The organism is Geoalkalibacter ferrihydriticus DSM 17813 (assembly GCF_000820505.1).
Taxonomy (GTDB): Bacteria; Desulfobacterota; Desulfuromonadia; order Desulfuromonadales; family Geoalkalibacteraceae; genus Geoalkalibacter; species Geoalkalibacter ferrihydriticus.
In genome coordinates, this window is record NZ_JWJD01000003.1 from 133009 (window position 1) to 145490 (window position 12482).

At 59.1% G+C, this 12482-nt stretch carries 12 protein-coding genes; 10 read left to right on the forward strand and 2 right to left on the reverse strand.

Annotated elements, in window-relative coordinates:
* Positions 1-7: 7 nt before the first annotated feature.
* Both GFER_RS09620 and GFER_RS09625 read left to right on the forward strand, forming a co-directional pair.
* On the forward strand, positions 8-1312 hold the full coding sequence (locus GFER_RS09620) for a S41 family peptidase (protein WP_040098983.1): 1305 nt from the start codon (positions 8-10) through the stop codon (positions 1310-1312).
* Positions 1313-1373: 61 nt separating this feature from the next.
* Positions 1374-2360 carry a divergent polysaccharide deacetylase family protein gene (locus tag GFER_RS09625; protein WP_052446258.1) on the forward strand — a complete coding sequence of 329 codons (987 nt, stop codon included), beginning with the start codon at positions 1374-1376 and terminating at the stop codon, positions 2358-2360.
* Positions 2361-2367: 7 nt separating this feature from the next.
* Here GFER_RS09625 and GFER_RS09630 read toward each other — a convergent pair whose 3' ends face one another.
* A complete protein-coding gene (locus tag GFER_RS09630; RefSeq protein WP_052446259.1) occupies positions 2368-3231 on the reverse strand; it encodes a ParA family protein in 864 nt (287 codons plus the stop codon).
* Positions 3232-3314: 83 nt separating this feature from the next.
* Between GFER_RS09630 and xseA the strand changes: the two genes are divergently transcribed.
* From xseA to GFER_RS09660, 6 genes are all read left to right on the forward strand, one after another.
* The gene (gene xseA, locus GFER_RS09635; protein ID WP_040098985.1) at positions 3315-4514 is read left to right on the forward strand and encodes an exodeoxyribonuclease VII large subunit; all 1200 of its coding nucleotides are present in this window, start codon (positions 3315-3317) and stop codon (positions 4512-4514) included.
* Positions 4511-5368, forward strand: a complete 858-nt coding sequence (locus GFER_RS17720) for a M23 family metallopeptidase (protein WP_052446260.1) — start codon at positions 4511-4513, stop codon at positions 5366-5368. Before xseA ends, GFER_RS17720 begins: the two co-directional genes overlap by 4 nt.
* Positions 5369-5455: 87 nt before the next feature.
* The gene (xseB, locus tag GFER_RS09645; protein WP_040098988.1) at positions 5456-5686 is read left to right on the forward strand and encodes an exodeoxyribonuclease VII small subunit; all 231 of its coding nucleotides are present in this window, start codon (positions 5456-5458) and stop codon (positions 5684-5686) included.
* A gap of 46 nt (positions 5687-5732) precedes the next feature.
* The gene (locus tag GFER_RS09650) at positions 5733-6623 is read left to right on the forward strand and encodes a polyprenyl synthetase family protein (RefSeq protein ID WP_040098990.1); all 891 of its coding nucleotides are present in this window, start codon (positions 5733-5735) and stop codon (positions 6621-6623) included.
* A 73-nt stretch (positions 6624-6696) separates the two neighbouring features.
* Positions 6697-8589, forward strand: coding sequence for a 1-deoxy-D-xylulose-5-phosphate synthase (gene dxs, locus GFER_RS09655; RefSeq protein WP_040099514.1), 1893 nt, complete (start codon positions 6697-6699; stop codon positions 8587-8589).
* A gap of 270 nt (positions 8590-8859) precedes the next feature.
* The gene (locus GFER_RS09660) at positions 8860-9705 is read left to right on the forward strand and encodes an ion transporter (protein ID WP_082048006.1); all 846 of its coding nucleotides are present in this window, start codon (positions 8860-8862) and stop codon (positions 9703-9705) included.
* A gap of 81 nt (positions 9706-9786) precedes the next feature.
* Here the strand turns inward: GFER_RS09660 and GFER_RS09665 are convergent, their stop codons facing one another.
* Positions 9787-9975, reverse strand: coding sequence for a PLDc N-terminal domain-containing protein (locus tag GFER_RS09665; RefSeq protein WP_040099516.1), 189 nt, complete (start codon positions 9973-9975; stop codon positions 9787-9789).
* Between the two features lie 377 nt (positions 9976-10352).
* On the opposite strand from GFER_RS09665, the gene sbtA reads away from it, so the two are divergent.
* Together sbtA and sbtM are read left to right on the forward strand one after the other, a co-directional pair.
* Positions 10353-10664 (forward strand): SbtA family thio(seleno)oxazole RiPP natural product precursor, encoded by a 312-nt coding sequence (gene sbtA, locus GFER_RS19115; RefSeq protein WP_167334949.1) that lies wholly within the window; start codon positions 10353-10355, stop codon positions 10662-10664.
* Between the two features lie 202 nt (positions 10665-10866).
* Positions 10867-12447, forward strand: coding sequence for a thio(seleno)oxazole modification radical SAM maturase SbtM (gene sbtM, locus GFER_RS09670; protein ID WP_052446261.1), 1581 nt, complete (start codon positions 10867-10869; stop codon positions 12445-12447).
* The last annotated feature ends 35 nt before the right edge of the window (positions 12448-12482 follow it).

The window sequence follows — 12482 nt, forward strand, 5'->3', positions numbered from 1 at the left end:
AGTCAAAATGATCTTTCGCAGACGGTCGGTCATCGTTTTGTTGCTGGCCGCCCTGTTCGTAACGGGACTGGCCTCGACGGGCAAGTTCTATCGACTGGCCATTGCCGAAGCCCGCACCAGTGCGTATCAGGAACTTGATCTGTTTACCGATGTTCTGGCGCTGATCCGCCAAAGTTATGTCGAAGAAGTGCCCTTCAAGGATCTGATTTACGGCGCCATCAACGGCATGCTGGCTTCTCTTGATCCGCACAGTGCTTTCTTGCCCCCCGATATGTATCAGGAGATGAAGACCGATACCCGAGGTGAGTTCGGTGGCCTGGGCATCGAAATCAGTCTGCGCGACGGCATCCTTACCGTTGTCGCGCCCATCGAAGACACCCCCGCGCACCGCATCGGCCTGGAGGCCGGCGATCAGATTCTTAAAATCGAAGACCGTTTCACCAAGGACATGGGCATTATGGATGCGGTCAAACTCATGCGCGGCAAACCCGGCACCAAGGTGACCATCACCATCATGCGCGAGACCTTCGACAAGCCGCGTGAATTCACCATTACACGTGAAATCATCAAAGTCAGAAGCATTCGAGCGCATATTCTTGAGGATGGATTCGGCTATCTGCGTATTGCCCAGTTTCAGGAGCGCACCACCGCTGACCTGCACAAGGCCCTCGAACAGTTGCGCAAGGACAATCAGGGAAATCTCTCCGGGTTGGTGCTCGATCTGCGTAACAATCCCGGTGGCTTGCTCGACCAGGCGGTGGATGTCGCCGATGCCTTTCTCGCCGAAGGGCTCATCGTCTATACCGAAGGGCGTGAAAAAGCCAGCCAGTTGCGCTTTGCCGCAAAGAAATCCGGCAAGGAACCTGATTATCCAATCGTCGTACTGATCAACGGCGGCAGTGCCAGCGCCTCGGAAATCGTGGCCGGCGCCCTGCAGGATCACAATCGTGCCGTGGTCCTTGGCGTACCGAGCTTCGGTAAGGGTTCCGTGCAGACCATCGTGCCCCTGGGCGATGATTCAGGACTGCGACTGACCACCGCCCTCTATTACACGCCCAACGGCATTTCCATTCAGGCGCGGGGGATTACGCCCGACATTCTGGTGCACCCCCTGGGCGTAAAGGAAGCTCTGGATGCGGAGGATTTCCGTGAAAAAGATCTGGACAAGCACGTGAATGGACCGGAACCGGAAGACGACGAGCGCCGTTTCCAACTCGGCGAGCAAGATCGCCAGGACTATCAGTTGATGCGCGCCTTGGATCTTCTCAAGGGCTGGCAACTTCTTAAAAAACTTGATCTCACGGCGGCTTAGGCCGCCTGCAGGTTTCATCTTTCTGGAGGGGGGGATGCGATAATCCCCCCTTTTTTTCGTCATGGCAAAGAAAAAACGCGGCAAATCGCGGCGGCGTCCGGTTCGTAAACCGGCCTCCAGCGCACGGGAAATCAAAGTCTGGCTCGCCGTGCTTTTTCTGCTGGTTTTTCTGGTCGGCAGCATGGCGCTGGTGACGTTTCTGAGTGAGAAATTCCTGCCCGCCCCGCCGTCTGTCGTGCCCCAGATGGCGGCGCCTGGACCCGTCGCCCAACCGCCGGCATTGCAGCCCGCGCCGACCGAAGCGGCTGACCCGCCCCAGCCGCCACCGATCCCCGCCGCCGTACCCGTGCCGGAAAGTGTCGCTCCTGCAACGGATTTGGATTTTCGGGTCGCCATCATCGTCGACGATCTTGGTCAGGATCTGTTTTCGGCGCGGACCTTGTTGGACCTCGATCTGGCTTTGACCTTCGCCGTGTTGCCCGATCTGCCTCAATCGATGCGGGTCGCGCAGTTGGCTCACCAGCGGGGTCGCGAGGTCATTGTGCACATCCCCATGGAGCCTCAGGATTATCCGAAGAAAAACCCCGGCGTCGATGCGTTGCTTGACAGCCTGGATGACGAGGAGATCCTGCGACGCCTGCAGAGCCACCTGGACCAGATACCACAGGCTGTTGGCGGCAACAACCATATGGGCTCGCGCTTTACTCGGAATCGGGCAGGCATGCGCGTGGTCATGGCTGAAATGGCGCGCCGCGACTTGTTTTTCGTCGACAGCCTGACCACCAACGGTTCCCTGGTTCGACCCGTGGCAGCGGAGTTCGACGTGCCCTATGCCGTGCGGGATATTTTTCTCGACAACGTGCAGGATGTGGACAAAATTCGCCAGGAGTTGCGGCGGTTGATCCGCTACGCCAAGGCAAACGGCAGCGCCATCGCCATCTGTCACCCCTATCGGGAAACCCTCGAAGCCTTGCGGCTTGAGCAGGAGAGCTTTGCCCGTGAAGGGGTCAGGGTGGTGCCCGTGTCGCAATTGTTGCGGCGGGGCTGATCGAGAACTAAGCGGGGTTTTGCGGGGCAGGCGCCGTCTGATCGCGTTCTTCGTGGTTTTTGAGGCTCAGGGCGATATCCTGGGCGCGCAGACTGCGGGTTTTGAGCATGTCGGCATAAACCTGGCGGGCGATTTCGCTGAATTGGCCATGGACCTCGGTATTGCGGCCGTAGGTCAGTACCGGGTAGATGCGCCCTTCGGGGTTGGTGTTGAGGGATTCGACCTTGGGGCTTTTGGAGATGAAACCGTCCAGGCAGCGATAGCCGCGATTGATGGCATAGGCGCGCAGCAGTTCGTTGGTGTTCTTGAAGGGACCCTCGAAGCGGATGCGCGAGTCAATGAGGCAGGGCAGCAGGCGCAGAGTGCGTCGCGGCAGTCCGCAACGGTCGAAAAACTCATGCAGATGCCGGCAGTTTTCCAGAGACGGTGCGTCCTTGACCGGTACGATGACCCGGTCGGCGGCGAACAGGGCGTTGCGCGTGAGGATGTCGAGATCCGGGCGGGTATCGATGATCACAACCCCGGCCAGTGTCGAGGTTGCCATGACCAGGCCAAGATCGGCCACCGTGCGGGTTGCGCGGCGCAGTTCCTCGACGTCGCGCCAACTGGGAATGAACTGTACGCCGTACTGGCCGAGTTCCACCAGGTCTTCAGGCCGGGTTCCGGCGAGCAGTTCGCGTACCGTGCCGGTGGCGGCGGCGCGCCCGATGCGAAACATGCGGTCGACGCTAAAATGGTTGTCGAAGCTCAACAGGGTGACGGGCAATTCCTCGGCCAGGGCCTTGAGATAGATAGCCAGGTTGGTGGCCAGGGTGGTTTTGCCGACGCCCCCTTTTTCGCTTGAGATGGTGATTACATAGGGTCCCGTCATGGGGCGTTCTCCTTGGCGGTTTTGTGCCGCCTATATTGCGGCAAGCCGTCCTGACTGTCAATTCTTCAAAGAAATAACCAGCCATGCAGCAACCGCTTCCCATTCTGACCGTATCGCGTCTCACCGCTCTGCTCAAGGAGACGGTGGAGGACAACTTTGTCCGCGTACTGGTTGAGGGAGAAATCTCCAATTTCTCTCGCCCGTCTTCGGGGCACTTTTACTTTTCCCTCAAGGACGCGCGTTCCCAGGTGCGCGGGGTGATGTTTCGCGCCCAGAACCGGCTGTTGCCCTTCACACCTGAAGACGGCATGCAGGTGGTTTGCGCCGGGCGCGTTAGCCTCTATGAGCCGCGTGGGGAATTGCAACTGGTGGTCGAGGGCATTGAGCCCAAGGGTTTGGGTAGCCTGCAACTGGCTTTTGAGCAACTTAAGGCGCGCCTTACCGCCGAGGGCCTGTTCGATCCCGCGCGCAAGCGTCCCCTGCCGTCTTTCCCACGCTGTATCGGGGTGGTGACTTCGGCCAGTGGCGCCGTTCTTCACGACATCCTCAATGTGCTCCGACGGCGGGGCGCCGGGGTACGGGTTGTGCTGCGGCCCGCGCTGGTGCAAGGTGCAGCGGCCGCGGGCGATATTGTCGCGGCCATCGACGAACTCAATCGCCAAGGCGAGGCCGACGTGCTCATCGTCGGGCGCGGCGGCGGCAGCCTCGAAGATCTCTGGGCCTTTAACGAAGAATCCGTGGCACGCGCCGTCGCCGCTTCACGGATTCCCGTGATTGCCGCCGTGGGCCATGAAACCGATGTCACCATCACCGATTTCGCCGCCGATCTGCGTGCGCCCACGCCCAGCGCGGCAGCGGAAATGGTGGCCAAAAGCCGTCTTGAGCTTGAAGGCCATCTCGATCATCTGTGCCTGCGTCTGGGTGCGCAGATGCGTGCGCGACTGGCCCTGCTGCGCGAAAGGGTCAATGGTCTGGAGCGCCGTCTGCGCTCGCCTCGTCAACAGATCAGACAGTGGAGGGAGCACGAGCAGTATTTGGAAAAGCGCCTGCAGCGCGGGCTCAGCCAACACCTGCGGCGCCGCCATGAGCAACTGGCGGCCGCTGCCGCGCGCCTTGACGCTCTCTCCCCCTTGGCGGTGTTGGCACGCGGTTACGCGATTGTTTTGCGCGAAAAAGACGGACGCGCGGTGCGTGATGCGGCGCAGGTCGCCGTCGGTGAGGCCGTGCGGGTTCGCCTTGGCCAGGGACAGCTCAACGCCAGGGTTACGGAGGTGAAGGAATGAAGAAAATTATTTTTGCGGGACTGCTGGTTTTGCTTTTGGCGGCGACATCCGCCGCCGGTCAATTAACCCTGCGTCCGCAGGTTATCGACAACGGTGCTGCCGCCCTGCTGGTGTGGAAGGGGCCGACGCCCCTCTCCGGCGAAGCGCGCTTTGCCGACCAGCGCTTTCCTTTTGCGCCTCGCGCGGACGGTGCCGTGGCGCTGCTCGCCGCCGATCTTGATCTGCCCGCAGGCTCCTATCCGATCGAGGTGACTCTGGATCTGCCTGGAGCCGCGGGCCAGACGCACAGCCTGGTACTTGAGGTACGTCACCTTGAGCGTGCCGTGCAACGTCTGAGCCTGCCTCCCTCGCAGGTGACGCCCCACGAGCCAGAGGTGCTCGAACGCATTCAGCGCGAGCGGCAACGCTTTAACGAGATCTTCGCGCAAACCAGTCTGCCGGTTCTCTGGCAGGAGTTTCTGCGTCCCGTCGACGACCCCACCGGAAGTCCCTTCGGCGTGCGGCGCATTCTCAACGATCAGCCGCGTGCGCCCCATTCCGGTGTTGATTTCCGCAGTCCGCGCGGCACTCCGGTACGCGCCGCGGCCCATGGACGGGTGGTCATGGCTGGGGATTTCTTTTTCACCGGCAACACTGTGGTGCTTGATCACGGCGGAGGACTTTATTCCCTCTACGCGCATCTTGACAACATCGCCTGCGCTGAAGGTGAGCTGCTTGACGCCGGCGCCACTCTGGGGCGCGTCGGCAGTACCGGACGCAGCACCGGGCCGCATCTGCACTGGGGGGTGCGCCTGCAGAACCAGCGCATCGATCCTTTGGTTCTGGTGAACCTGTTGCCCGCTGAAAGTTCTTGACCCTGTTTCCGCCTGATTGCGATAATCGCAGACCTCTTGGCTCGTCAGCCTCTTAGAGTCTCGAACAACAGCGCCAAGGAGGATCCCATGACGGAAGTGGCTTTTGAAAAAGCCTTGAAAAATCTGGAGGCCGCGGTAGAGCGTCTCGAAAGCGGTGAACTGCCCCTGGAAGAAGCTCTGTCCTGTTTCGAGGAAGGCGTGCGCAGTGCCCAGCTCTGCCGCAAATCCTTGCAGGACGTCGAAGCCCGCGTCGAACTGCTGCTCAAGGAAAAAGACGGCAGCTTCACTCTGACGCCCATGGCGACTGATGAGGGATGAGCAGGGATGGCGCTTTTACTTATGACAGATGACATCGGGAGGAAACTTGGATATCAAAACCTACCTCAAGGATAAAGCCGCCCTGGTCGATGCCGCCTTGGATCGCTACCTGCCCGGAGCCGATACTCTGCCGGAGAAGTTGCATCAGTCCATGCGGTATTCGGTCATGGCCGGCGGCAAGCGCGTTCGTCCCATTCTGCTGCTTGCCTCGTGCAACGCCGTCGGCGGTGATGAAGCGGCCGCTCTGCCGGCGGCCTGTGCCCTGGAGATGATTCATACCTATTCCCTCATCCACGACGATCTGCCGGCCATGGATGATGACGATTTTCGCCGCGGTCGGCCCACCAACCACAAGGTTTACGGTGAAGCGACCGCCATTCTTGCCGGCGACGCCCTGCTTACCGAGGCCTTTGAGCTGCTCTCCGATCCTGAGATCAACCGCGAGGTTTCGGCCGAAACCCTGCTGCGGGTCAGCCACATCATCGCCCGTTTTGCCGGCTCCACGGGCATGGTCGGAGGGCAGGTGGTGGATATGGAATCCGAGGGCAAAGAGATTGATTTCCCCACTCTTGAGTATATTCACACACGTAAGACCGGGGCGCTGATGCTCGCCTCGGTGCAGTGCGGTGCTCTTCTCGGCGGTGCTGACGAGCAGGCGTTCGCCGCCTTGACTCGTTACGGCAGCGCGGCAGGACTGGCGTTCCAGGTTGCCGACGACATTCTAAACGTGATAAGCACCAGTGAAACCCTGGGTAAGACCGCCGGCAGCGACGCCGTGCGTGGCAAGGCCACCTATCCAGCCCTCATCGGGCTCGATGCCAGCCGCGGTCGGGCGCGCGAACTTAAAGAAATGGCCATCGCCGCCCTCGATCCTCTAGGCGAAAAGGCCGAGCCTTTGCGCGCCATCGCCCGCTTCATCGTGGAGCGCTCATCCTGATTTAGGGACGATGTTTGTCATCGCCCAGGTCGAACACAAGGTTCGCCCCTACCGTTTCAAAAAGAGGAATCGCATGAGTATTCTCGATGGTTTGACCTCTCCCGCGCAAATCCGGGATCTAAGTTTATCCAAGGTCGAAGAACTCGCCGCGGAGATACGCGATGAACTTGTCAGCACGGTTGCCGTCACCGGTGGACATCTTGCCAGCAACCTCGGCGTGGTTGAGCTGACCCTGGCTCTGCATCGCGTATTCAACACTCCGCGCGATCGTATCGTGTGGGACGTCGGCCATCAGGCCTACACCCACAAACTGCTCACCGGACGGCGCGAGCGTTTTTGCTCTCTGCGTCAATCCGATGGCCTCAGCGGTTTTCCCAAGCGCGAGGAAAGCGAGTACGACTGCTTTGATGTGGGCCACGCCAGTACCTCCATCTCCGCTGCCCTCGGGTTGGCCTGTGCCCGCGATATACTCGGCGGCAGCGAGAAGGTGGTGGCGGTCATCGGCGATGGATCCCTCACCGGCGGCCTGGCTTTTGAAGGTCTCAATCAAGCCGGGCATCTAAAGAAAGATCTCATTGTCGTACTCAACGACAATGAGATGTCCATCTCGTCCAACGTCGGCGCGATTTCTTCCTTCCTCAGCCGCAAGATGACCTCCGATTTGTTCGTGCGCTTCAAAAAAGAAACGCAGAACCTGCTCACCCATCTACCGGGCTTTGGCCGCGAACTGGTCAATCTGGCCCGCCGTGCCGAGGATTCCCTTAAGGGTTTTCTCACCCCGGGCATGTTGTTTGAGGCCTTCGGCTTCGACTATGTGGGGCCCATTGACGGCCACAACCTCGCCGAACTTGAAGAAACCCTGCAGAATGTTTCGCGCCTCAAGGGGCCGTCGTTGGTGCATGTCATCACGCGCAAGGGCAAGGGCTATGTCCCGGCGGAAGCCAACCCTTCTCTGTTTCACGGGGTCGGACCTTTCGATGCCGAAACCGGTGAGGTTCATAAAAAAGCTGCGGCCGCTCCGAGCTACACCTCGATTTTCGGGCGCACCCTGGTCGACATGGCCGAGGAGGATCCGCGGGTCATAGCGATTACCGCCGCTATGATCGAAGGCACCGGCCTGCAGGATTTCGCCAAACGCTTCCCCGAGCGCTTCTATGACGTCGGCATTGCCGAACAGCACGCCGTGACCTTTGCCGCGGGTCTTGCCTGCCACGGTCAGCGGCCAGTGGTGGCTATTTATTCAACCTTTCTGCAGCGTGCCTACGACAACGTGGTGCATGATGTCTGTCTGCAGAATCTGCCGGTGACCTTTGCCATGGACCGCGGCGGCCTCGTCGGAGCCGACGGGCCCACCCATCACGGCGTCTTCGACTATTCCTATCTAAGGCACATTCCCAATCTTACCTTCATGGTACCGCGCGACGAGGTGCAGTTACGTCGCGCCCTGGCCACCGCCATGGCCCAGGATGGCCCCTTTGCCTTTCGCTATCCACGCGGCGAATCCCAAGGGTTGGAGCTGCCCGAGAAAATCACACCGGCTCCTATCGGGCAGGGTGAGAAGTTGCGCGAAGGCAAAGACGGCGTGTTTTTCGCCATCGGTACCATGGTCGGTGAAGCCCTGGCTGCCGCGCAAGCCCTGGCTGAAGAGGGTGTGGATATGGCGGTGGTCGATGCCTGCTTTCTTAAACCTCTGGATCGCACCCTGCTCATGGCTGAGGCCCAACGTACCGGCTTCGTCGTGACCTGTGAGGAGAACGTCCTGCAGGGCGGCTTCGGCTCCGCGGTTCTCGAACTCTTTGAAGAAACCGCTGTCGATGCACGCGTCCTGCGTGTCGGCCTGCCCGATGCTTTCGTTGATCAGGGCACCCAGCAGGAACTGCGCGCTCGCCACGCCATCAATTCCGAAGGCATCGCCGAGCGTGTGCGCGCCGCCTTGGGGCGGCCGCCGCAGAGTGCCGCGGGGTAGGGTTTTTCCACACGGCTGTGTCTGCGGGCATGGCCGGTTTTTTTTGTAAATTTTCAGCTGCAATGCCCACTCGTGCCGCAATTGTGACCCGGAAGGCGACGGGCCTGATCTGCATGACAAACTTGACATCCAATGCGATTTTGCCGAACAAAAAACGACCTTATAACTGAGGTTTCCGGGAGCATCTCTTTTGGATGCCTGTTTCTCCAAGCACCCATCCTGCAGGTTCTATTATCGCTGGTTTTTCCACACATCGAGGTTATCTGATACATGGGAGCAGTTATTGACTCAGGCATGGGCTGGCGCGCCAGGCTCCATGCGAAAATCGAATCGCGCCTGGTGCAGCGTTTCATCATCGTGGTTATCATTCTTAATGGCGTCGTCCTTGGCCTTGAAACCGAGCCGCGAGCCGTCGCCCTGTTCGGCGGTGTTCTTGAAACTCTGGACCGGATCTGTTTAGGGATTTTCGTCGTGGAGATCGGCTTGGCCATGGTTGCCGGCGGCTTGCGCTTTTTTCGCGATCCCTGGCGGGTCTTTGATTTCATCGTGGTGGGGATTGCGCTGATTCCAGCCGCCGGCGCGTTTTCGGTGTTACGCAGCCTGAGGGTGCTGCGCGTGTTGCGCCTGGTGTCGGCCGCACCGCAGATGCGCTCCATCGTCCGGGCCCTGCTTTCGGCTATTCCGGGACTCAGTTCCATCTGCCTGCTGCTGATGCTGGTTTTTTACGTCGCGGCGGTTGTTGCCACCAATCTTTTCGCGACTTCGTTTCCGGAGTGGTTCGGCACCATCGGCGCCTCCATGTACACTCTGTTTCAGGTCATGACCCTTGAGAGCTGGTCCATGGGCATTGTGCGTCCAGTGCTGGAGGTTTATCCCTACGCCTGGCTGTTTTTCATTCCGTTCATCATGACCATGACCTTTACCATGCTCAATCTTTTTATCGCCGTGATCGTCAATGCCATCCAGACTCAGAGTGAAAGCGTGCAAGAAGAGCAGATCGTGAAGATCGAGGAGATCACCCATCAGTCGGAGTCCTGCCTGCATACCGATATTGCCGGCCTGCGTGGGGAAATCCGCGAGTTGAAAGAGCTGCTCGGACGCCGTGACCCTGGGTAGGCGGCGGTAAGGGTGGCAGAGCCTTCCCGGATCTGATCCTGAGAGCGCTCTGCCCGGATCGTTCCAAACCGGACACTGGGTTCAGGCATTTGATCGGCGCGGTCCGAAGAGCAGCCAGACAAGCACCCCCAGGACCGGGATCAGAATGACCGCCAGCACCCAGCCGACCTTGCTCCAGATACCGACAGGGCTTTGCACGACGTTGAAAATTGCATAAGCGACGAAGACTAGCACCACTAAGCCAAGAATCCCGCCGATTTCAGGTCCCATGGTTGCACTCTCCTTTCCTTGGGCGTCGATTTTGTCCGAGCAGGATAAAATGCCCAGAGTGTCACAATCCGTAAAATCTTCGGAAAGATGCACCTGCATCGCCTAGTTGCGTCGGAGCCTGCGGTGCATGCTGACCATTTGCCAATATTCTTCTTTCCTTATCCAATTATACCTTCTTTCAGATCCGAGCCCAGTCCAGGTCCGTTTTTCAGCAGGCGGCACAATGACAAAGCCGGCCGAAGAATACCTCGGGTGGGATTGACAAGCCTTGAGGGCGTGATAGAAGTTAAGCTGTGGCCATGTAAAAAACCTATTGTAAGCATTCAAAGCATAGGTTTTTTCAATGGATGCAGTTACTCAAGCAAGGGAGTTTGTGCATGAATGCCAAGGAGATGAAAAAAATCCTGGCCGGGCTGGGGATTGCGACCCTGGTGTCGGCCTCCGGCGTGGCGCTGCCCGGTGCGCTCCATGCCGGCAGCGGCTGAGGCGGCAAAGGCGACGGCACAGTTGGTGCCGACAAGGAAAAAAGTTCCGGGACCAGTGGTTGAGGCGCGCAGACAAACGGTGCCGTGAGCACTGACGACGACAAGAAGCCCGGAAAAGACACCGAGAAAGACGAACAAAAATCCGAAAAAGACAAGGACAAGGACAAGGACAAGGACGAAAAGAAAACCGGAAACAGTGGTTGAGGCGGGTCCAAGTAATGGGTGCCGTGTGTACCCAAAAAGTTTGGGTTAGAGAAGTCAAGTGACGCACTTTGGTTGATATGGAGCAGCTATTTAGCTCAACGTCACGCTCGCCGCGGCTTGCGGTGTCTGTTTACATTGACGCAATAGATGGGATTGGTGGTGGCTTGGCTGCCTCCAATTCTTTTTTTTGCGGGGATCGGTCATGTTCACCCGACTTAAAAAAAAGTTTCCGGCCTGTGCCAAAGCCCTCCCCGAAGCCTTTTGGCAACAGCGCGATGCGGGTCTTGCCGCGGCGGCGCAACGGGATGAGTTTCCGGAGCAGGTTCAACGTTTTATCTCCGCCACAGGGGGCGATGCGTATCTACCCGACCTTGCCCGGGTCGAGTTGGCGCAACAACGTCTGGAGTCCCTGCGCTGGGAACCACCTTCACCTGGCAACCTGGTGCGGATTAATCCGACGCTGACCCTGCTGGAAGTGGCGTGGCACCCGCTTTTGCCCTTGCTTGACGGCGTGGCGATTATCCCGGAATTTTCGCCGCGCATTCTGGCCTTCTGGCGCCATCCTCAAACAGGTGAGGCGCATCGAGCCGTGGCCCGGCCTCAGGATTTACTTGCTCTCAAGATCGTTGCCGAGCAGTTGGATCCCTTAGAGGTCGCTGCCGCAACCGGGCGCCCGGTAGGTACCGCGGATGCGGCGCTGGAGCAGGCTGTAAACCTGGGGCTGCTGCTTTCTCCGCCATCGGGTTTGCGGCGCAGCGTCGCCGATTTTCCCATTCCTGCCCAGACGCCCGAGATCTTTTTGCAGGCCGAAGTTTTCACCCTGCAATGGCATATCACGCACCGTTGCGATCTGCACTGCCGGCACTGCTACGACCGCAGTGTCCGCACCGAGGTCACGCTTGATTCGGGCCTGAAAGTACTCGATCAGTTGCGCGCTTTCTGTCTCAAGCATCATGTGGGGGGACAGGTTTCCTTCTCGGGCGGCAACCCCTTTCTCCATCCCGAGTTTTTGCAGCTCTATGAAGCCGCGCGCGACCGCAATCTCAACCTGGCCATCCTGGGCAATCCGGTGAGTGAGGAGCGCTTGGACCAGGTGCTACAAATTGCCAAGCCCGCTTTTTATCAGGTCAGTCTGGAAGGTTTGCAGAAGCACAACGATGAGATCCGCGGCGAGGGCAATTTTGCTGCCGTGTTGGATTTTCTCGATCTGCTAAAGCGCAAGAACATTTATTCCATGGTTATGTTGACCCTGACCCGGGCCAATATGAGTCAGGTTCTGGAGCTGGCCGAGTTGCTCCGCGACCGGGTTGACCTGTTTACCTATAATCGTCTGGCCATGGTGGGCGAAGGTGCCTGCCTTGAATCGCCCCTGGCGGACGAATATCGGACTTTTGTGCAGCAGTATCTGCGCGCCACACAATCCAACCCGGTCCTCGCGCTCAAGGACAGTCTCATCAATATCGAGCGCGAGCAGTGTGATCAGACGCTGTTCGGCGGATGTACCGGGTTCGGTTGTGGCGCGGCATTCAATTTCGTGTCCTTGTTGCCGGACGGTGAGGTTCATGCCTGCCGCAAATTCCCCTCGCTTATCGGCAGCATCCAACAGCAGACTCTCACCGAAATCTATGCATCGCCTGCGGCCCAGGCGTACCGGCGTGGTTGCGAGGCCTGTGCTCCCTGCCACCTGCGGGCGGTTTGCGGCGGATGTCTGGCCGCTGGCTGGGGACGAGGAGTTGATCCCTTCAAAGACAAAGATCCGGCCTGTTTTCTACCCCCCAACTAAAATCGCCCCCAAAAGATCCTTTATCCTTTCCTGAA

What these genes read in the sequence shown, in the direction of transcription:
- GFER_RS09620 (WP_040098983.1), top strand. Translation starts at nt 8, where the DNA reads ATGATCTTTCGCAGACGGTCGGTCATCGTTTTGTTGCTGGCCGCCCTG.
- GFER_RS09625 (WP_052446258.1), top strand. Translation starts at nt 1,374, where the DNA reads ATGGCAAAGAAAAAACGCGGCAAATCGCGGCGGCGTCCGGTTCGTAAA.
- GFER_RS09630 (WP_052446259.1), bottom strand. Translation starts at nt 3,231, where the DNA reads ATGACGGGACCCTATGTAATCACCATCTCAAGCGAAAAAGGGGGCGTC.
- xseA (WP_040098985.1), top strand. Translation starts at nt 3,315, where the DNA reads ATGCAGCAACCGCTTCCCATTCTGACCGTATCGCGTCTCACCGCTCTG.
- GFER_RS17720 (WP_052446260.1), top strand. Translation starts at nt 4,511, where the DNA reads ATGAAGAAAATTATTTTTGCGGGACTGCTGGTTTTGCTTTTGGCGGCG.
- xseB (WP_040098988.1), top strand. Translation starts at nt 5,456, where the DNA reads ATGACGGAAGTGGCTTTTGAAAAAGCCTTGAAAAATCTGGAGGCCGCG.
- dxs (WP_040099514.1), top strand. Translation starts at nt 6,697, where the DNA reads ATGAGTATTCTCGATGGTTTGACCTCTCCCGCGCAAATCCGGGATCTA.
- GFER_RS09660 (WP_082048006.1), top strand. Translation starts at nt 8,860, where the DNA reads ATGGGAGCAGTTATTGACTCAGGCATGGGCTGGCGCGCCAGGCTCCAT.
- GFER_RS09665 (WP_040099516.1), bottom strand. Translation starts at nt 9,975, where the DNA reads ATGGGACCTGAAATCGGCGGGATTCTTGGCTTAGTGGTGCTAGTCTTC.
- sbtM (WP_052446261.1), top strand. Translation starts at nt 10,867, where the DNA reads ATGTTCACCCGACTTAAAAAAAAGTTTCCGGCCTGTGCCAAAGCCCTC.